This is a genomic window from Burkholderia sp. BCC0419, assembly GCF_902830285.1.
In the GTDB taxonomy this organism is placed as follows: Bacteria; Pseudomonadota; Gammaproteobacteria; order Burkholderiales; family Burkholderiaceae; genus Burkholderia.
In genome coordinates, this window is sequence record NZ_CADESR010000002.1 from 1 (window position 1) to 19,999 (window position 19,999).

16 protein-coding genes and 1 pseudogene are annotated in these 19,999 nt (G+C 67.7%); 6 read left to right on the top strand and 11 right to left on the bottom strand.

Going from position 1 to position 19,999, the window contains the following annotated elements; genetic code table 11:
* Window positions 1-410: 410 nt before the first annotated feature.
* A complete protein-coding gene (locus HWW87_RS13720) occupies window positions 411-848 on the top strand; it encodes an ATPase (RefSeq protein WP_244107214.1) in 438 nt (145 codons plus the stop codon).
* A 152-nt stretch (window positions 849-1,000) separates the two neighbouring features.
* On the opposite strand, the gene HWW87_RS13725 is transcribed toward HWW87_RS13720, so the two are convergent.
* The 6 genes from HWW87_RS13725 to HWW87_RS13750 all read right to left on the bottom strand — a co-directional run bounded on the left by HWW87_RS13725 (window position 1,001) and on the right by HWW87_RS13750 (window position 10,051).
* On the bottom strand, window positions 1,001-1,678 hold the full coding sequence (locus tag HWW87_RS13725; protein ID WP_175820733.1) for a DUF429 domain-containing protein: 678 nt from the start codon (window positions 1,676-1,678) through the stop codon (window positions 1,001-1,003).
* 9 nt (window positions 1,679-1,687) lie between these two features.
* Window positions 1,688-2,212: an HD domain-containing protein gene (locus HWW87_RS13730; RefSeq protein ID WP_027786250.1), complete on the bottom strand. Its 525-nt coding sequence runs from the start codon at window positions 2,210-2,212 to the stop codon at window positions 1,688-1,690.
* Window positions 2,213-2,332: 120 nt separating this feature from the next.
* A complete protein-coding gene (locus HWW87_RS13735; RefSeq protein ID WP_175820734.1) occupies window positions 2,333-5,803 on the bottom strand; it encodes a YhaN family protein in 3,471 nt (1,156 codons plus the stop codon).
* Between the two features lie 3 nt (window positions 5,804-5,806).
* Window positions 5,807-7,057 (bottom strand): DNA repair exonuclease, encoded by a 1,251-nt coding sequence (locus HWW87_RS13740; protein WP_175820735.1) that lies wholly within the window; start codon window positions 7,055-7,057, stop codon window positions 5,807-5,809.
* Window positions 7,058-7,407: 350 nt separating this feature from the next.
* On the bottom strand, window positions 7,408-8,184 hold the full coding sequence (locus HWW87_RS13745) for a hypothetical protein (RefSeq protein WP_175820736.1): 777 nt from the start codon (window positions 8,182-8,184) through the stop codon (window positions 7,408-7,410).
* Window positions 8,185-8,665: 481 nt separating this feature from the next.
* Complete coding sequence (locus HWW87_RS13750; protein WP_244107215.1) at window positions 8,666-10,051, bottom strand: DJ-1/PfpI family protein; 1,386 nt, start codon at window positions 10,049-10,051, stop codon at window positions 8,666-8,668.
* A 346-nt stretch (window positions 10,052-10,397) separates the two neighbouring features.
* Here HWW87_RS13750 and HWW87_RS13755 point away from each other — a divergent pair, with 346 nt between their 5' ends.
* The gene (locus HWW87_RS13755) at window positions 10,398-10,589 is read left to right on the top strand and encodes a hypothetical protein (RefSeq protein WP_175820737.1); all 192 of its coding nucleotides are present in this window, start codon (window positions 10,398-10,400) and stop codon (window positions 10,587-10,589) included.
* A gap of 330 nt (window positions 10,590-10,919) precedes the next feature.
* Here HWW87_RS13755 and HWW87_RS13760 read toward each other — a convergent pair whose 3' ends face one another.
* From HWW87_RS13760 to HWW87_RS13770, 3 genes are all read right to left on the bottom strand, one after another.
* On the bottom strand, window positions 10,920-11,462 hold the full coding sequence (locus HWW87_RS13760; protein WP_175820738.1) for a hypothetical protein: 543 nt from the start codon (window positions 11,460-11,462) through the stop codon (window positions 10,920-10,922).
* A 408-nt stretch (window positions 11,463-11,870) separates the two neighbouring features.
* On the bottom strand, window positions 11,871-13,856 hold the full coding sequence (locus HWW87_RS13765; protein ID WP_175820739.1) for a gamma-glutamyltransferase family protein: 1,986 nt from the start codon (window positions 13,854-13,856) through the stop codon (window positions 11,871-11,873).
* A 230-nt stretch (window positions 13,857-14,086) separates the two neighbouring features.
* The gene (locus HWW87_RS13770; RefSeq protein ID WP_175821470.1) at window positions 14,087-15,043 is read right to left on the bottom strand and encodes a LysR family transcriptional regulator; all 957 of its coding nucleotides are present in this window, start codon (window positions 15,041-15,043) and stop codon (window positions 14,087-14,089) included.
* Window positions 15,044-15,145: 102 nt separating this feature from the next.
* Between HWW87_RS13770 and HWW87_RS13775 the strand changes: the two genes are divergently transcribed.
* The 4 genes and pseudogenes from HWW87_RS13775 (at window position 15,146) to HWW87_RS13790 (ending at window position 18,947) form a co-directional block, all read left to right on the top strand.
* Window positions 15,146-16,270 (top strand): aryl-sulfate sulfotransferase, encoded by a 1,125-nt coding sequence (locus tag HWW87_RS13775; protein WP_175820740.1) that lies wholly within the window; start codon window positions 15,146-15,148, stop codon window positions 16,268-16,270.
* A gap of 58 nt (window positions 16,271-16,328) precedes the next feature.
* Window positions 16,329-17,696, top strand: a complete 1,368-nt coding sequence (locus tag HWW87_RS13780; RefSeq protein WP_175820741.1) for a uracil-xanthine permease family protein — start codon at window positions 16,329-16,331, stop codon at window positions 17,694-17,696.
* A gap of 51 nt (window positions 17,697-17,747) precedes the next feature.
* A pseudogene (locus HWW87_RS13785) lies at window positions 17,748-17,936 on the top strand (DUF2165 family protein); the annotation flags it as partial.
* Window positions 17,937-18,014: 78 nt separating this feature from the next.
* A complete protein-coding gene (locus tag HWW87_RS13790; protein ID WP_175820742.1) occupies window positions 18,015-18,947 on the top strand; it encodes a tyrosine-type recombinase/integrase in 933 nt (310 codons plus the stop codon).
* A 37-nt stretch (window positions 18,948-18,984) separates the two neighbouring features.
* Here the strand turns inward: HWW87_RS13790 and HWW87_RS13795 are convergent, their stop codons facing one another.
* Both HWW87_RS13795 and HWW87_RS13800 read right to left on the bottom strand, forming a co-directional pair.
* Window positions 18,985-19,464, bottom strand: coding sequence for an RES family NAD+ phosphorylase (locus HWW87_RS13795; protein ID WP_174390171.1), 480 nt, complete (start codon window positions 19,462-19,464; stop codon window positions 18,985-18,987).
* Window positions 19,461-19,916 carry an antitoxin Xre/MbcA/ParS toxin-binding domain-containing protein gene (locus HWW87_RS13800; RefSeq protein WP_174433909.1) on the bottom strand — a complete coding sequence of 152 codons (456 nt, stop codon included), beginning with the start codon at window positions 19,914-19,916 and terminating at the stop codon, window positions 19,461-19,463. The genes HWW87_RS13795 and HWW87_RS13800 overlap by 4 nt, the downstream gene beginning before the upstream one ends.
* Between the last annotated feature and the right edge of the window lie 83 nt (window positions 19,917-19,999).

Sequence of the window (19,999 nt, forward strand, 5' to 3'; positions counted from 1 at the left end):
CAGAGAAGCGAGATTATGAACCGTGTTTCGCAGTTCGTCAACAACTTTTTACCTACTTCGTTGCGACTGCGGGGCTCAACTTCCGTACCGCCGAGGCTCGCTACCACCGAACCTCAACAGCACCGCTTCCCTTCTTCCCGCGCTGCGTTTCCGTTAGCGCGAAAGAGGCGTGATTCTAAGCACCCGCCCCCGTCCGCGCAAGCCCTTTGTGAAGAAAGTTTGAAAAAGCCTCCGTGCGCTGCCGCGCACGGGGGCTTTGGGCTCAACGGGCCGAGAAACGCACCGCGCGCCGCCCTCTAAAGATATGACGAACACGCCTCTTTCCTTCTATATAGGAAGACGCGGAACGGGCAAGGAACCTGGCGAGGTCGAGTATCATGCCGCGACCGAACCACGCACGCATATCGATGATGGACAGCACGACTCAACCCGGCGACACCGACCTTCGCGACGAATATGCCGCCCTGCGCGAGCGCGCGATCCTGCTGGAAGAACAGGTCCCGCCGCTTCTGCAGCGCATCTCGGACATGTTGCCGCGCATCAGCGGCGAATCCGAACTGGCGGACACGCATCGCGAGCGGCTCGTCGGCGCGCGCAATGCGGCGCTGGTCTCGATCGAAAACTATCAGCAGGCCATTCCATTCCTGCAGACGGCCGACTCGATCATCGAGCAGCTGGACAAGGCGCCCGAACGCGACGAAGACATCGAGTGGCGGGAATCGCTGCTGCAACGGCTGGACGAGCTGATCGACGTCGCGGTCGTGATGATCGACGATGCGGACAGCTACTTCGAGCACGCGCAAGCCTGCGACCTGTCCAGCGTGCCGAAATCCATCCTCGAGGATTGAAGAGGCTCACCCGGAATCGCGCGGTGCATCGTCCTCGCGTCGTGCCCGCCGATAGTCGCTAGCTGACAATCTTCGTCGCCGGGCCTGCCGCATCTTCCCGCACGAAGCGGCCACCCTGCGACCGCCATCCCGCGCAGAGCCGCACGTCGCGCCTACGGCGAATCCAGCACGATTGTCTCGCTCATCGCCGGCACGCGGATGTATCCGCCCGCCGCATCGCCATACGCATACGCGTTCCCGTCGATCACGTATTGCGCCGTCAACGCGCACAGGGTCGCGTCTCGCGCATCGACGGAGCGCAGCGTCGATACGTCGATGCCCACCCGCGCCAGCAATTGCCGGCGCTGGTTGCGCTTCTGCTTCGCCGACGCCACGGCCTTGCCCAGCATCGCGCAGGTAATCGCATACGGATAGGTTTCGAAGCTCGCCCGTCCGCCCGCGTAGCGCGCGCCGGTCAGCAACGGATAGGCGTCCGCGAGCGAGCGGTAGACGCGCTCCCCCATGAACATCCAGTCGAAGAAGCCCGACGTGCTCGCGACGGCCTGCTCCCGCGACGGCGTCGGAAAGCACGAGATTCGTTCGCGCGCGAGCGCCTGTTCGGCCGCGCGGCGGCCGCTCCCGGTCCACCACAGGCTCGGCGCGTCGACGCCAATGGCCACGACATCATGGGCGAGGCACAGTGAAGGCAGCGACTCGGGCGCGATCCGCGCTTCCCGGCAGACGACCGTCGAGCCACGCAGGATCACGAGATCGCACAGCTTCTTGTCGCCGCCGACATCGACACCCGCCACGGCAGCCGGTTGTCGCGCGGCGGATCGGGCCGAGCGCATGTGCGTGCGTCAGTCCGCCGGCCGTGCGGCGTACGCGGTATCGAAGATCGCCTCGAGACCGGGATGGACGCCGCGCATCGGGTCGACGACCGACTTCGCCCAGTCGAAATACGCCTGCTTGCGCTCGAGCGGCCAGTCCGCGGGCGGATGCCGGGCGATGTCGCGCAGGTTGCAGATCTTGTCGGCCAGCTTCACGAGCTTTGCGCGCCGGCTGATGGTGGCCGCGTGCTCGACCTGCAGACGCTTGCGCTCGTCCTTCGGCAGCGACTTGTCGTCGGTGACTTCCATCACGATGTCCGCCACATCCTTGCCGAACAGCCGCAGCAACTCCTGCTCGGTCGTCTCCGTATCCTCGACCGTGTCGTGCAACACGGCCGCGACGATCACGCGTTCGTCCTCGACGCCGGCCTCGTTGGCCAGCACGTCGGCGAGCGCGATCGGATGATTGATGTACGGCGACGCCTCTTCATCCTTGCGCCGTTGATTGCGATGCTTGTCCGCCGCGAACGCAATCGCGGCTACCAGCTTCTTCATATTCCCCCCTCGTGTGGCCAGACCCGCGACCGTTGAACCGGCCGCATGCGTTTCGGAACCGCTCATACTACCTGTACGCGATGACCCTTCCCGTGCACCGGCATCCCGGCGTACCCCGCATCACGCGCCGGCCGGCGCGCGCTGCAACTCGACCACGTTGACCCGCGCGCCGAAGACGTCCCTCACGAGCGGCAGCAGGTGGTCGTGGTGCGTCAGGAACAGCACCTGGGTGCGCGTCGACAGATCGCGCAGCGCATCGAGCCCCGCCTTCGCGCGCGCATCGTCGAAATTGATGAACAGGTCGTCGGCGACGAACGGCAGCGCCGTGCGGCTGCCGAGCTGCAACTCCAGCGCCGCGATCCGCAGCGCGAGGAACAGCTGATCGCGCGTCCCTTCGCTCAGCCCGGCGACCTCGACCGACGTTCCCCTCGTACGCCGTGCATATAGCGCGGGCGGCGTCCGTTCGGTATCGACGGTCAGCTTCGCGAATTCGCCCAGCGTGAGCCCGGCGAAAATCTCGCCCGCGCGCCGGAGCATCGGCCCCTGCTTCTGGTCGCGGTAGCGATCCGTCGCCCACTTCAGCAAGCGGCTCGCCGTGGCTGCCTCCAGATACTGTTCGGCCGCGTCGCCCATCGCCGCCAGCGCCTCCTGCCGTTTCGACTCGGCGACGGCCGCGTTCGCCTGGCCGTCGATCGCGCCGAACGCCTGGTCGGCCACGACCTGCTGCTGCGCCAGCTCGTTCAGCCGCTTGCCGACATCGCCGAGCGACTGCTTCACCGCTTCGAGATGCGCCGGCACGTCGGCGATGTCCTGTTCCGCCACCTCGGCCTCGACGGCGGATCGGGAAAGCCCGTCGCCGTCGCGCACCAGCGCCTCGTGCGCAGCATCGACCGCCTGCCGAAGCTGGCGCTGCCGATCCGAGCGCTCGGCCAGCGGCAGCGCCGCGTCGATCGACGCGACGCCGGCCAGTTGCAGCAGCGGCTGGATGCGCGCATCGGCGCCGGCCACCGCGGCAGCCGCATCCGCGACCTTGTCGTCGGCCTGCCGCACCGCCTCGTCGGCACGCTCGATCGCACGCGCGATTTCCCGGGCGGCCGCGAGACGCATCGCCAGCCGGCGCGCCACGTCCGGCCAGTCGCCGCTCGCCAGCCACTCGGGCGCGAGCGCTTCGGCAAGCCGCCGCGCGCCGGCCTCGAGCGCGGCCAGCTCCGCGCGGATCGCAGTGATCCGGTTGCGCGGCGCATCGGCATCGGCCAGCTCGACCGTCACCGTATTCGCGAGCCCGAGCGCACCTTCCGCCGCAGCCAGCGTCGTCGCGCTCGCGGACAGTTTCGCGTTGGCCAGCGCGTCGCGCCATTGCGCTTGCCACGCGTCGTAAGCCGCCTGCGCATGACCGGCTCGCGACTGCGCGGTCGCGCATCCGCGTTCGGCTTCCCGTGCGCGATCGTCGAGGCTGTCCTTCTGTGCGGCCGCTTTCTCGGCCGACTGGACGAACGTCTCGGCGACGGCGACGAGCGCGGCCAGCCCGTCCGACTCGCCGCCCCGCGATACCGTCAGCAACGCCGCACGCAGCGCGGCTTCGGCGCCGGCGCGGGCAGCACGCATCGTGTCGAATTCACGGCGCTGACGATCGAGATCGGCCTGCGCGGCGAACACCGTGTCGCGCTTCGCGAGCCAGTCTCCCATCGCCGCCAGCGGCATGCCGGGCACCGCGGCCGCCGTCGCGAGCGCGGCCCAGGCGTCGCGATGGGCGGCGAGTTCGCGCTCGCGTTCGTCCAGCGTGGCCTGCCGGCGCGCCACGCCCGCACGCGCGGATTCGACCTGCTGACGCAGCGACTGCAGCGTCGCCGCGGCCTGGGTCGCGCCGAGCTGCGCATCGACGAGTTCGTCGGCGAGGCGAATCGCGTCGTCGACCGCCGGTGCGCCCGTCGCGAGATCGACGGCGCCGCTGCGGATCTCGCCCCACGCGCCGTCGCGACGCGCGCGCGCCGCCAGCACGTCGGCGGTCGTGACGACCTTGTGGTTCTCCGAGAAATGCTTCTCCTGCAGTTCAAGCCGTTCGAGCTCTTCGAGTGCGCCATCCCGCGCGTCGCGCGCGGCAGCGGCCGCGCTGGCGCGTTCGCTGTCTTCCTTGAGCAGCGCGCCGAGCCGCGCCGCCGACGGCACGTCGAGCGCGCGCAGCGCGTCGACCGGCATGCGCCACTGGCCGAGCGCATCGAGCGCGTCGGACAGCGTGCGTTCGGCAGCCGCAATTTCGTGCGCCAGCGCCTGCTCGCGCGGGCCGCTGTTGCGAAAGCCCTGCGCGTCGGCCAGCGCCGCGCGCAACGCTTCCGGCACGTCGACGGTCGACAGGCGCGCCTGTTGTTCCCGGACCTGCGCCAGCTCGCGCGTGCGTTCATCGAGCGATTCGCGCGCGCCGGCGAGCGCCTGGTGCAGCGCGCCGTGTTCGCGCAGCAGGTTCGCGACCGTCTTCAGCGACAGCGCCGTCGGCAACGCGGCGCGCAGCGACGCTTCGTCCGTCGGCCAACCAAGCTGCGCGGCCGACGACGACGCGGCGGACAGGTGCCGCTCGACGTCCGCGCCGAGCAGCAGCAGATCCTGCGCGTGATTCATGCATGCGCCGCGCAGCCGGTCGAGCGCCTCGATATCGGCTTCGAGCGCCAGCGTGTCGGCGTCAGCCGCGATCGCATCGCGCGCCTGCCGCTTCGCGAGCAGGTCGGCGCGCCGTTCCTCGAGCACCTTCTGCTCGGCCGCGAGATCGCCCTGCGCCTTCAGCAGATCCGCATACGCGGTCGGCGGCAACTCGACGACCGCGCCCAGTTCGGCGAGCGCCGCGTCCTTGACCGTCAGCTCCTTCAGGTACGGCGCGAGCCGCCGCACGCGTTCGAGCTTCGAGCGCAGCGCTTCGAGCCGGCGCTGTTCCGCGCGCGCCTGCTCGATCTGCTGCTCGACCGCTTCGCGCGCGTCCTTGCGATCCACCCAGTCGCGCGTGCGCACCTGGACCGTCTTCAGTTCGGTCACGGCTTCGTTGAACGCCGTTTCGGCCAGCGCAAACGCGCTGCCGCTGCGACGCGGCGCCCACAATTCGAGCGCGCGCGCGTCGAGTTCCTCGCGCACCGGCCCGAGGCTGCCGACGCCGGCAGCCGATTCGAACAGCACCTGGCCGAGCTTGTCCGATGCGTCGAGAATGCTGCGGCCGCCATCGACCAGCCGCCCGTGATCGAGCCCGAACATCTGCTCGAAGAATTCGCGCGTCGCGCCGTCGAGGATCGCCGCCAGATAGTCGTCGGGCAGCTTGTCGTCGGCGGGCGTACGCAACGGACTGCGCCCGCGCGCACGGTGGAACGCGAGTTCGCCCGTGCCGCTCTCCAGCACGCCGCCGATCCGCAACTCGGGCGTGCTGTGCAGGAAATCGAGCGGCGTCTGCAGCTTCATCCCGAACAGCAACTCGGACACGGCCGTGCGGATCGTCGACTTGCCGGCCTCGTTCGGCCCGACGATCACATGAAAATCCTCGCCGGCCGGCGGGAAACGCAGCGTCTCGTCGGTGAACTTGCCGTACTTGATCAGATCGAGCTGGCTGATGCGCATCGCTTACTCCCCCCTCGCCAGCCGCGCGAGCAACGCGGGCCCGACCTGCTCGACCAGCGCCGTCAGCTCGCCCGCGCGCGCCATCGTCAGCAACGGCACGTCCTCCTTCACGTCGCTGCGGACCTTGCCGACGAACGGCTTCAGGTCGCGTTCGAGCAGCGCGAGGAAATCCGGATCGTGCGCGGCGTCGGCCAGGATCTGCTTTAGATCCTCCAGCGCTTCAAGTTGCTCGCTCTCGCCCTGCTGATGATCGGCGGCGGACGTCGCGAGCCGAACCTTCTCGAGCCACAGCCGCTCGTTGCCGATGATGCCGATCTGGTTCAGCACCTCCGCACGCAACTGCGGCGCGCGGCCGAAGAAAAGGCCGTGCGCGGGCGTGCGCCCGGTGACGGTGACGCGCACCGCGCGCGGCACGTGGCCGTCGACGGTCAACAGCGCCTCCAGCGACTGGCCGATCTTTCGCGACAAATCGGCCACCGACAGGCAATCGGACGCATCGACCGACACGGCTTCCCAACGCAGCACGTCCAGATACAGGCGCTCGACCTGCGTCCTGCCTTGCTCGACCGTCACGAGCACCGCGCCGCGTCGGCCCGTCTCGCGGATATGGCGCCCCTGCAGGTTGCCGGGAAACACGACGGTGGACGGGCCCGTCCATTGCTGGAATTCGTGCACGTGACCGAGCGCCCAGTAGTCGTAGCCTTTCGCGTGCAGTTCGGCCAGCGTGCACGGCGCATAGTTCGCGTGTGCCGCATACCCTTCGAGCGCCGTGTGCAGCACGCCGATGTTGTAGTGCCCGGGCACCGGGTCCGGATAGCCGATCGCGAGATTGTCGACGACGGCCTTGTCCTTGAAACTCTGCCCGTGCAATGCGACGTCGAATTCCGGCAGCCTGACGGTTTCCGGCTTGCGGTGGCCGAACACGGTGACGTTGTCGGGCAGCGTCAGCTTCTTCGTCATCTCGCTTTCGGCATCGTGGTTGCCGCCGAGGACGAACGCGCGGATGCCGGCCTTGCGCAGGCGCCCCATCTGCTGGCCGAAGAAGATGCCCGTGTTGTGATCCTTCCAGTCGCCGTCGTACAGGTCGCCCGCGATCACGAGGAACGCGACTTCTTCTTCGATCGCGCGATCCACGAGTTGCCGCAGCGCCTCGCGCGACGCGTTGCGCAACTGCGCGGCCGGCGCGTCGGGATACGCGCTCAGGCCGTGCAACGGGCTGTCAAGGTGAATGTCTGCCGCGTGGATGAACTTCACGAAGGTTCCTCTGTTTCATGGCGAAGGGGCGACGCCGCTCGCACGGGCCCGTGCCGTCGAGCGTCATCCCGGTAGCCGCCGGGCGTGCCGCAGCACATGCGGCACGCGCCGGACCGGATCGCGCTGCCCGTTTCAAGCGGGTCGGGATGGTACCTGAAAGCGGGCGGCGACATGCGTCCTCCATCGGTCCGGATGGCGCGAAAGCACCCGATACCGATGCGAACCGACATTGTGCCGCAGCACGATCGCGTGACAGCGAAACGGAGCCGGGAACGCGTTGAACGTGCAGGGAAACACGCAGGATCGTCCCGCGTACGTCGTGACGGACGCGGGCGCCCGGCTACATGCGCTCACTCGCCGCGCGGGACGGGCGGCGGCGCAAAGCCGTTGTCGTTGCCGGGGAACGGATTCGCGTTGCGACGCAGCGCGTCCTCGTCGTTCTCCTTCTGCGCGAACAGCGCGATGCCGATCACGCCCACGTTCGCGGTATCGCCGTACTTCGAGTTCGCGACATAGCTGTCGGGCACGGCCGCGAAGCGGAACGCGGCGACTTCGTCGCGGCTCTTGCGGAAGCCCTCGATCGTCAGCGTGCGGCCCGGATACAGCACGTAGCCGCCGTTCGTATAGCTGCCCGGCCGCCCCGACCGCACGTCGAGCCCGTCGACCGTCGACACGACTTCGAACGCGCGGCGCCCCTGGTTGCGCAACACGATCATGTAGCGCGAACCCTCGACGCCCGCCATGTGCCAGCGGCCGTTGCTGCGCGCGAGACGCAGCGGCGCGCCCTTTTCGTCGGTAAACGACAGCGCGATGTCGCCGTTCGCGAGCGCGACGCGGGTCGGCAGCCGGCGCACCTGCGACGCGGGAAGATGGCCGGGCAACACGTCGTTGTAGTAGACCGACGCGAGATCCGTCGGCGTCGCCGGATCCGCGCGTTCGAATTCGACCTGCCGGGTTTCGGATCGCACCGACTCGCCCCACGCGGTGCCGAGCCCGCGGCGCTCGCTGGCGTCCGGTGCGGCGACGGACGCGGCGGGACTGGCGGACGGCGGGGGCGAGGGCGGCGCCGCGCAAGCGGCCAGCCAGAGCGCGCAGGCGAGCGCGAGAAGACGGAACAGGATGGTCATGACGTGATGCCTCGGAATGTTATCGAACCGCGCCGGGCGGGCCGGAACGGCGTTTTCGTATCGTCTGTCGTCACGGTGTCGATCGGACATGCTGGCCCGTGCCGGCCGGTGCTGCCATCACGGCGGCCGGCGGTCGGGAGCCCTGCTATTTAAGCATGGCGCGCAGGCAATGGGCAGGGGTCGTCTCCTCGGTCCAGGGACCTGAACAAGATTTCGTGAATCGCCATTTCCACCATGTCGCGAGGCGTCGCATGGCGATCATGCTTGCAAATCCCGACGTCATCGGAAAGTAGCCGGACCCGGTCAATCCTTCCTTTCGCCGAACGCGGCACAGCGGCGAGTGCGAGGATCGCGCAGCGCCCATACGCGCTCGGAATCTCCAAAGCAAATACGGATCGACAGGGACGAGCTCGGCGCCCCCGGAAGCGGGCGGAGAACCGACAGGCTCGGGGACGAACTGGGCGACGCTGCGATGCGCAGCTCAGTAGCCCGGATACTGCATCTGTAGTGCGACCCATGCGGCCGTGCGCTTGCCGAATTCAGACGAGATCGCATTCAGCGATGCATCGAGCGCATGCAACGGATAGCGCGTGATCGGGGCAGACAACATCCGCGTAGGCGCGTCGACGCCGGCCACGCAGTCGGGAACGATCGTCAACCCGCGCCGGGTGCGCACGGGTTCACGGTTCGCGGCAACCGTGTAGGCGGTCGAGCGGAACGTCGTGGAATAGGCGTCGGCCTCGAGCACCAGCGCAATTTCGTCGACACCCGGCGCAATCGGGATACCGACATCCCGATGCGACCAGAACGACACATAATTGGTTGCGATCGTCGCCATCGCCGGCAAACCGAGGTTGAAGCGGTCGCTCGCGATCTCGGACGACCAGGCAGGGCTTCCGAGTCGCTCGGCGACCTGCAGCGCGCGTTCGCGCCCGGCGAGCGCCTCGACGAGCGCAAGCGATACAGGAATCGTCGCGGTGACACCGGTCGTCGTGACGACCTTGCCATCGGCAACGTAACGCTTGCCGTCGACCCAGCGCATATCGGCAAACTTCTTGCGGAGATCGCTCATCGAGTACCAGTGCCCCGTTGCGCGGCGGCCTTCCAGCAGCCCCGCGCGTGCGACGACCCAGACGCCGTCGCACACGCCGATGATCGTCGCGCCCTTCTTCGCCTGCTCGGCAACCCATGCAAGCAGCGTCGGATCGCTGTCGCGATGCACGGCCGGCACGATCACATAGTCTGCCCCTTGGGGCACGCGCTCGTCGAACTGGGCGGTGGTTTCGTCCGGAATGACGTTCATCGGTGCCGGGAACATCCGGATGGGGCCCGGTTTCGTGGCAAGCGCGACGAGATCCGCCGCACCCGATTCGGCCACGATCCCATAGGGAACGACGTAATCAGTCAGCTCGGTATAGTCGTTTTCGCCGACGACGGCGACGATCGGGCGCGTGCGCCCGAATCGCGGCTGATAGGCGGGCAGCCGGTCTGCGCGTGCCGCTGCGGGCACGGCCGCGGCCGGCGCCGACGCTTCGCTCGCCGGCCCCGCATGGGCCATGTTCGCGATAGCCGATGCCAACGGCGCAAGCAGCAACAGCATCCAGTACAGCATGACTTTTCGCATTGAAGCCTCTCCGTGAATGGAACTCATCCAGTAATCAGGCATGGCGCCCGTGTCGACCGTCATGACGCCACCGTCGGCGGTAACACGACGTTGAACGTCACGTCGTCGTCGCGCTGCGCGTCCCGGACCTTCAGCGTGATCGTCCGAAGGGGCCTGCCACACGCCGTGTGCAGGTCGACTTGAACATTGACGTGCCGCGACCAGCATCGACGCGCTAGATCGCAACGCAGCCGCATCGCGCATTGCCGATAGCGGTACGCGATCTGACTCTGCGAGCGCGACAGTGCCCGTGCGGATGTGGCGGGAGGCTGGCGACACGTTTAATCACCGCGGGTGCGTCTTGCCCTGTAGCGTATTAATCATGGAATCTTTTCTTTCGAATTCCGGATTGCACGGCAAAAAAATGGAATCGACGATCATTTCATTTTTTATTACATGCATGCCGATCATTTCGCAATTCGAATTGCATAGATTAACAAAGATCACATTATCGCCAACGCGAACCACAAGATGGCTCACGACTTCCACTGATCAGGTAATCAGCGTTTCGATAACAAAAATACCGTGTTTCGCCTGCGATTCATCAGGCATGGCTGACGAGCTCAGCAATTTCGACGGGATCCCCAACGCCGGCACAGCGTTGGCTTTGCAGGCGGTATTCATGGTCACGAGAAAGGCGCACATGCTGACACACGTCAAACAGTGTCACGGTCATCTGACGCCCCGTTCAACGCCAATGGTTGCGATCGGCAGAGAAAATAAAAAACGCTCGTATTTATAAACTAATTGCCACTTTCCTTGCAAATACTTTATTCCATCATTGCAAATGTATTTACGACCGTGGTCACTGGATCATGAACGTGATATTTGAGGCCGCTAGCCACTCGACCTACAAGCCGGTCAGCTTGCCCTCCGGCCCGACAGTCGTCTCCTTTCAGTGTCAAGCTCAGTCGATCAGCTGCTTGTTACTTTTGCGATCCTAATCAATATCGATACATTCCCTTTCCCGTGTTTCGACATGAGGCACCGTGCACGACGCATCGCGTTCCTCAATAGAAAAACCCGGCCCGCATCGAAGCGGGCCGGGCCGTGACGGGATGCGTGCTGCTTGTTACAGCGCGCCGCCTTGCGCCGACGCCGAACCCTTCACGCCGACCGATGCGCCGCCCTGCACCGAGTTCGTCGCGCCTTCGAGCGCGTCACCGGCCTTCGCTTTCGCGCCGCCCGCGACGTCGCCTGCCGTCGACATCGCGCCTTGTGCATGGCTCTTCGCCGAGCCTGCGACGTGCTTCACGTGCGACTTCGTCGAGCGCACGGCCGATGCCGCCGCATCCTTCGTCGCGCCGGCCGCCGAACCGACCGCCTGCGTCGCGCCGCCCACTGCCGTGCCGGCTGCCGAGCCCACGCCGCCGACCGTCTTGCCGACGCCGTTCAGCGCGCCGCCGACGACATTGCCCGCGCCCGAACCCGAGCCCGCCGCATCCGCGCCGGCGCCAGCCTGCACGCCCACGCCGCCGCCGAGCAGCGGCGTCTGGACCTGGGCGCCGACGCCTGCGGAACCCTGGGCGCCGGTTTGGGCCGTCTGGGCAAATGCAGCCGACGTCGCCATCGCCGTCAGAGCGGCACCCAGCAGAATCGTACGAATCTTGTTCATGGTCATTCTCCCCAAAGACGTTGTTGCTGCGGGCCGCCTTCGTGCGGCTGGTCGCATGCCTCGCCACGACATGCGGCAGGTGGAGCTAATGTAGCGGCGCCGGCGGGCAAAACGATCGAATTGCGGGGACTGTTACTTCAGTTGCAAATGCTGACGATTGACTCACACTGTTTGACAATCGGGGGCTTGCGGCGGGGTGAACGCCGTATTTGACAACGGACAGGTATGAACTGTGGCGACCGACTCCTTCGCGCCGGCGATTCGCCTGATCGTCATGCATCAGGGAAAGCCAGCCGATTTCATCTGCATTCCGAAGGATGAGGATTGCCCGGCCGTCGACGCGGCCTCTTCACGAAGCACGGCCCCGGCCGCCAACCAGCGGACCGGGGCCGCGCGCATGCCGCCCGGTTACGGCCGGAACGTATCGCCGAGCACGACGCCTTCGCGACGCGGATCGGTGCCGCCCTGCAACGCCGGCGACTGGCCAACCCTCACGCGCATCACCGTGTTGACGCCGCTCGCCTGCGCGGACGTCGATACCTTGTGCCCGAGCGCGAGCAGCCCCGTGATCAGCGGATCGTTCGCGCCGTTGTTCGCCGCGTTGACGTTCGGATGCTCGCCGCCGATCGTGGTCGTCGGGCTGTTGCTCGCGCCGAAGTCGACGAGTCCTGCCGACTGCTGCGCGTCGAGCCCCCAGTCGAGCGCGCCGACCAGCGTCTTGACCACGTATTGCGGAATCGTGCCGCCGCCCGGCGAACCGGTCGCCATCACGAAGTCGCCGCGCGAGCCGTCGGCGGCCTGCCCGAACACGATCGTCGGCGCCATCGAGCTGCGCGGCCGCTTGCCCGGCTGCAGGCGGTTCGCCACCGGATTGCCGGACGTGTCGAGCGGGTTCGCGGAAAAGTCGGTCAGCTGGTTGTTCAGCAGGAAGCCGTTGGTCATGTGGAACGAGCCCATGCTCGACTCGACCGTCGTCGTCGCGCTCAGCACGTTGCCGTCGCCGTCCACGATCGTGAACTGGTTCGTGCCGTGCTCGATCAGCGTCGTGTCGACGCCGAGGGGCACAGCACCGAAATTGCCGGGCTGCGCGGTGCCCATGCTTTTGGTCGTGTCGATCAGCGCCGCGCGCGATTTCAGGTACGGCTTGTTCAGCAGCGTGTCCCACGTGCCGCCCGGCAGCGGCACGAAGTCGGTATCGGCCACGTACTTGTCGCGGTCGGCATACGCGAGCCGTTCGGCCTCGGTGATGAGGTGAACACCCGCGACCGTCGGCTTGCCGCCTTCGAGATCGATCGCCGTCGGCTTCAGCAGCTTCAAGTCGTAATTCTCGAGAATGCCGAGCGCCGATGCGACCGCGATGCCGCCCGACGACGGCGGCGGCATCCCGCAGACCCAGTAACTGCGATAGGTCGTGCACACCGGTTCGCGACGCTTCGCCTGATAGGCGGCAAGATCCGCGACGGTCGTCTTGCCCGGCGTGAGCGTCGAGCCGTCCGCGCCCTTCGCCACCGCGATCTTCGCGACGATGTCCTGCGCGATCTGCCCCGTGTACAGCGCATTCGCGCCCGACTGCGCCATCAGCGACAGCGTGCGCGCGTAGGCGGGATTCTTCAGTACGGTGCCGAGCGTCTTCGGCGAACCGTCGGCGTTCAGGAAATACGCGGCGGCTTCGGGGTCGCGCTTCAGGTTCGCGGCGTTCGCCGCGATCGCGTCGGCCAGCCGGCCGCCGATCGGGAAACCGTTGGTCGCGAGCGTGATCGCGTCGCCGAACAGGTTCTGCCACGGCAAGCGGCCGTGATCCTGTTGCAGCGCCTCGATGAGCCGCGGCACGCCGATCGTGCCGATCGAACGGCCGCTCGCGCGCGCGTTCGGCAGCGGCGCCGAATGGTCGGTCGCGTCATCGACATAGCGCAGGTAGTTCTCGGTCGCGGCGGCCGGCGCGGTTTCGCGGCCGTCGTATGCCTGCAGCGTCTTGCCGCGCGCATCGTAGTAGAGCAGCACGCCGCCCGACCCGAGGCCGGTCGCCTCGGGGACGGTCAACCCGAGCACGGCCTGCACGGCGACCGCCGCGTCGGCGGCCGTGCCGCCCTTCTTCAGCACCGCGCAACCGGCCGCGCTCGCATACGCGTTCGACGTGGCCACCAGATAGGTTTTCGCATAGACGGGCTTCATCCCGGTGCGATAGCCCGACGATGCTTCCGGCAGCGACGGGTCGCCCGGCTGGTTCGAGCCCACCACGACCGTCGCGCCGCTGTTGTCGACCGCGAGGCAGCTCGCATCGGTGGAAGGTGTCGTCGTGCGGGCCGTCTCGTTCTCGACGTCGCCGCCGCACGCGGTCAGCAGGGCGGCCGCGAGCAACGCGGACGCATACGGAAAAATCGCTGTTCTGTTCATGGTCTGCCGATGTTCTTGTCGGTCGTTGCGATGGACATCCTGTCGCCTGCAACCCCCTCGGTGCACGGGCAACGCGTTCGATAGTCCCATGGACAAAATTTTTTCCGCAATAAGGAAATGACGTCATGCAACCGGACGTCGTGTGCGCTACGTCACCGAACCGGCATGCGGGTTGGCTGCTGCATTGCAGCGCATGGCGATACGCCGATGCGGCTCGCATCGTGACGGCGTTACCTGTTCGCCCGGCGACGCGTGCCGGCCGCCCGGCCGCCGCGCGCGAAACCGTGCTCCATCGCGTCGATCGCCTCGGAAAAGAACGCGAGAAACATCGTCATCGCGACCGTCGCGCTCATGTCCGCCCGCTGGTAGATGCAACTGAACGAGCGTGCGCCCGCATCGGCCAGCGGCGTCCACGCGAGCCGGCCGGCAGCCACGTCGTCCGCCACGTTTTCCGCGATCAGGAAACCGACGCCGGCGCCTTCGGCCGCAAGGCGCCGCACCATCGACACCGAACCGGTTTCGACCAGCGGCCGCACGCTGCGCGGCTGCCGCGCATCGATCTGGTCGAACATCGCGCGCAGTTCCGTGTCGGGCGTCATCAGGATCAGCGGATGCGCGAAACAGTCGCGCATCCGCACCTTGCCGCCCGTCGACGCCAGCGGATGACCGGGCGCCGTGACGACACCCAGCGGCTGCGCGAACGCGCGCACCTCGACGACGCCCGCCGCGGTGCGCCGGCGCAGCGCGTAACCGATGTCGACCTCGCCCGTCTCGACCCAGCGCACGATGCTCTCGCCGTTTCCCGAGCGCACGCTGTACGTGACGCCGGGATAGTGCTGCATCGCGGCGAGGATCGCGTCGGGCACGAGCTTTTCCGCCGTCGATGCGGGCACCGCGAGATTCACGTGCCCGCGCCGCAGCGCGCGCAGGTCCTCGACCTGCGTCAGCGCGTTGTCGAAATCGCGCTGACTGCGCCGCACGGCCGCGATCACGATCTCGCCAGCGAGCGTCAGCTGCATGCCGCGCGGCAGCCGGTCGAACAGCGGCACGCCGACCTGCTCCTCGAGATTGCGGACCTGCTGGTGCACCGCCGCGGCGGTCAGGTGCAGCGCGTCGGCCGCCTTGCGAATCGAGCCGCGCCGCGCGACTTCGTCGAAACAGCGGAATGTCTGCGATATCGAACGCATGAAGGGTCCGTTAGATTTTTCCGAACAGGCCATCAAGAATAATCCGATTTTACTGACCGGACGAATCGTCTAGATTCCGCTGCATCCCCGCATCCGATTCGAATGGAGACCGCAGTGACGACCGTCGACCAGATTACCCAGCGCCGCCGCGGCGTCGGCCTCATCGCCCACGATCCCGCGCTGTGCGCGGGCGGCTATACGCTCATCGCGCCGCAGACGGCCGACGGCAACGTCTATCTCGTCGGCATCGACGGCGCAGTCGTCCACCAGTGGAAGATGCCCGTGCGCCCCGGCCGCCACGCGGTCATCCTCGCGAACGGCAACCTCGGCTACAACGGCAATCATCCGCACTCCGAATCGCGCTACGCGCCGTGGTCGATGTGGCATGGCGGCGACTTCTACGAGGTCACGCCGCAAGGCGACACCGTGTGGCGCTACGAGGATCCCGCGCATCACCACGACGCGCAGTGGCTGCCGAACGGCAACCTGCTGTACGCCGCGTGCGAACCGGTCGACGCGGCATTCGCGCGGCGCGTGCCGGGCGGCACCGCGCACGGCGACGACGAGGTGATGGTTGCGGACGTGATCCGCGAAGTGAACCGCGCCGGCCAGATCGTCTGGGAATGGCATGCACGCGACCATCTGCGGCCGGAGGATTTTCCGATCGCGGCAGGTTTCGGCCGCTATCACTGGCCGCTCGTCAACGGTCTTGCGGTCGATGCGAACGACCGCGTGCTGATGAGCCTGCGCACGACGTCCGGGATCATCGGCGTGAACCGCGAAACCGGCCGCGTCGACCTGCACATCGGGCCCGATGTCGTATCGCACCAGCATGCGCCGGTGCCGCTCGCGAACGGCAACATCCTTGCGTTCGACAACGGCAATTTCCGCCATGGAGCGCACGTCGTGTTCTCGCGCGTCGTGGAAATCGATCCGGCGACGCAGCGCGTCGTGTGGTCGTATTCGGACGACGTCGTGAACCTGTTCTACACACCGTTCATGGGCAACGCGCAGCGCTTGCCGAACGGCAACACGCACGTCACCGAATCGTCGACGGGGCGGCTGTTCGAGGTGACGCCGGCCGGCGAGGTCGTCTGGGAATACGTGATCCCGTGGTTCGCCGAATACCCGGACGAAGCGGCGCGCAAGACCGGCCCCGGCCAGCTGAACAGCGTGTTCCAGACGTTCCGCTACAGCGCCGCACAATTGCCCTGGCTGCGGACCTGAGCTTCCGTTCACCGCCGGTTTCCGGCCATCGTCGCCGTTCGTTTCCGAGGGGCCTGCCGTGTCGCACGATCCGATCTCCCCGCCCGTCGATGCCCGGCTGCCCGCGTGGCAGCTCGCGCTGTTCGGGCTGCAGCACGTGCTGTCGATGGCCGCGTCGCCGATCACGGCCGTGTTCCTGATCGCGAAGATGCTCGCGCTGCCGGCCGACCTGACGGTCCAGCTGATCGGCGCGACGTTCTTCGCGTGCGGTATCGGCACGCTGCTGCAATCGCTCGGCGCCGGCCCGATCGGCGCACGCATGCCGTTCGTGATGGTGCCCGGCGGCGCACCGACGATGCTGTTCGCGGGCATCGCCGCGCAATCGGGCCTGCCCACCGCGGCCGGCGCGGCGCTGCTCGCCAGCGCGTTCTACTGGGTGCTGCTGCCCGTCTTCACGCGCTGCCTGCGGCTCTTTCCGCGCGTCGTCGTCGGCGCGATGCTGTTGCTCGTGTCGATCAACCTGATCCGGATCTACGCGACGATCGTCGTCGGCCAGCCCGGTTCGGCCGACTTCGCGCAGCCGCGCGCACTCGGGCTCGCGCTCGCGACGATCGTGGCCACCATCGTCGTCGCGGGCGCGTTCCGCGGCACGGCCGGGCGCCTCGCGGTGCTGATCGGGCTGATGGCCGGCGCGACGCTCGGCTGGGCACTCGGCGCGATGCCGGCGCTTGCCGACGTGTGGCATGGGCCGCTGTTCACGCATCCGGTGTGGCTGCCGTTCGGGATGCCGCGTTTCGACGTGCTGGCTGCGCTACCGCTGCTGATTTTCACCGCGATCTCGATGGCCGAGGCCACCGCGCAAACGGTCGCCGTCGGCGAAACGTGCGGCAAGGCGATTTCGCTCCGGCGCGATGTGCCGAAGACGATACGCGGCGACGCGCTCGCGTCGCTCGCCGGTGCGCTGTTCGGCACGCCGCTGATCGTGACGAGCGCCGAGAACATCGGTGTCGTGCAGACGACCGGCGTACGCTCGCGCTACGTGACGGCCGCCGCCGGTGCGATCCTGATCGTCATTGCGCTGTTCGCGCCGCTTGCGCGGCTCGCGTACGCGATCCCGGCCGCCGTGGTCGGCGGCACCGCGCTGGTCGTGTTCGCGATGATCGGCGTGATGGGCATCCGGCTGCTCGCGAGCGTCGACCTGCACGCGCGCGCGAACCAGTACACGCTCGCAGCTGCACTGGTGGTCGGCCTCGCACCGATCCTGGTGCCGAACCTGTATCGCCATTTCGGCGCACCCGTGCAGATCGTGCTCGGCAACGGCATGGCGGCCGGCACGCTCGCGGCCATCGCGACGCAACTGGCGTTCGCCGCGCTCGCGCGGCTGAGTGGGCAAGCGCATGCGGGTGCGGGTGCGGGTGCGGGTGCGGCGCCTTCGCGCGACGCGTAACCGCAGCGCCATGCGCACGCTGCCCGCGCTTGACGACGCCTGCGGTCATGCCTGACGCTCGGCTTCCTCACGTGGCAGGTCGCGTTCATGTCGGTCGACGGCGAATGGTTCGGGATGTGGATGTCGAAGCAATGACACGGCGTGCAGGACGCGTTCCGGTTCTTCATCACGCTGCTGCTCGTGCTGGTTTTCCTGACGATGAACAACGACGGCGTCGACGACACGCGTGCCGCGGCCTGACACGCCGCTTCGCGGCGCGCGGGCCGACCGGACATCGGGACGATTGCCGGCGTCACCGCGTCCGGCTATAAAGCGGGGATGGACACGGATCGCTGGATTCACGACCCCGTCGGCGCGTTTCGCGCCTGGCAGGAAACCGCCGCGACCGGCGCCGGCCGCCGGCCGTTCGCGCCGCGTTCGATCGTGCAGCATGTCGCGATGTTCGAGCGATTCCTGCGCCACCTGGGCGCACAGCGCGTGTCGCTCGCCACGTTCGGGCCCGACCACGTCGCGGCCTTCCTCGCGGAACTCGACCGCACCTGCGCGCCCGGCACGTCGACGCGCGTGCGCTATGCAAAGCTGATCGACCGGCTCGGCCGGCATCTGGTCGACGCCGGTGTGCGGACGATCCATCCAGCCGGCCGATCGACGCGCGATCTCGCATGGCCGGACGGTGAGCCCGAGCCGTGCTACCTGCCGCCCGATGCCGACGCCGCGCTGCAGCGCCATGTGCAGCCTCGCGCGGACGACACGCCGGCCGACTGCCGAAATCGCGCGATCGTCGCGCTGCTGCTCGCGAGCGGCATCACGTCGGCCGAGATTCGCGCGGCGACAGGCGACGCGCTCGATCTCGACGCGCGACCACCGGTGTTGTCGGTGCCGCGCGATCGCGCGCGGCCGGCGCGCCGGATCGCGCTCGACACGTTCGCGGTGGCGCCGCTCGCCGCATGGCGCGCGCGCTCGGACGTGCGGCCGTCGGCGCTGCTGTTTCCCGCGCCGCGCGGGGGCGCAATGAACGACATGTTCCTGCTGCTCGTCGTGCGCGACGCGCTGAACGCGATCGGCTTTCACGCAGCGGACATGAGCCCGCGCGTGCTGCGCAATACGTATGCGCGCCGCCAGCTGCTCGCGGGCCACGCGCATGCCGATGTCACCGCGATGCTCGGTCTCGCCAGCATGCGAACGGTCACGCGCATTCGGCAAACGCTGCCGCCCGATGCGGCCGCGGATCGCGCCGCACACGAGCGCTGATCGCGCCGCCGGCGCGGACCGTACGCCTCCCGGTTCGCTATTCGCCCGGCTTCGACTGGACCAGCCGCAGAATCCGCGTGTCGTACGGCGATTGCATCACTTCCGCGATGCGGATGTCGGACGCGGCCGGATGCAGCGGATTCAACAGGAAGTTGTGGGCATGCGGCACGACGACGCTCGGCACGCGCAGCAGCGCGCTCGGCTGCGTGTGCAGCCACTCGGTACCGGCGCTGCGGGTCCAGTCGACATTGGTTCGCCAGTCCTCCGGCGCATCGCCTTCGGCGATTTCGGCGACGTCCACCGAATCGGGCACTTCGATACGCAGCAACTGGTATCCGCTCGGCAATTGCGCGACAGTGGCGATTTCGAAATGAACCAGCGTCTCGAGCAACGCGAGCGCCGGATGCTCGGCGAGATACACGACGGGCTGCCCGGCGAAATGCCAGCGCCCGCCGGCCCGCAACCCGCCGATGCCTTTCAGATCGGCGTAATTGCTGATCCGCCACAGCGTCGTCAAGCGAAGTACCCTTCGTCGATCTGCGTGAGGGCCTCTTCGACGAGCCGCGCGCCATGCTCGGTGCTCGCCATGTCGAGCGACGTGCGGCCGCCGAAGCGCTGCAGCCCGTTGCGCAGCCACGCCATCGCCTTGTCCTGCTCGCCGAACGTGGCCGTCGCCTGCGCGACGATGCGCGCGAGGCGGATCGCCTTGTCCGACTCTTCCGGCGACAGGCGTTCGTGCGCCTGGCGACGATGGCTCAGCGTGCGGCGCGGAATGATGAAGGCCAGCTCGTCCGATTTCAGCCCGCGCTCCGACAGGCGGTCGATCACCGACACGTCGACGCGCGCGCTCGCCAGCTCGGCCAGATCGGCGCCCGACCGGACGCGGATCGCCAGCAGCTGCTCGAGAATCGTGAATTCGGCCTGACGCGGATGGGCGACGCCCGAAGGATGAAAAGCGATGGTGCTCATGACCTGACCTCTCTGCGGCAATTTGCCCAATCATTATAGGCGTTTTGCCGAATACTTGCGGATCTTGAGCGGGGGGCTTGCCA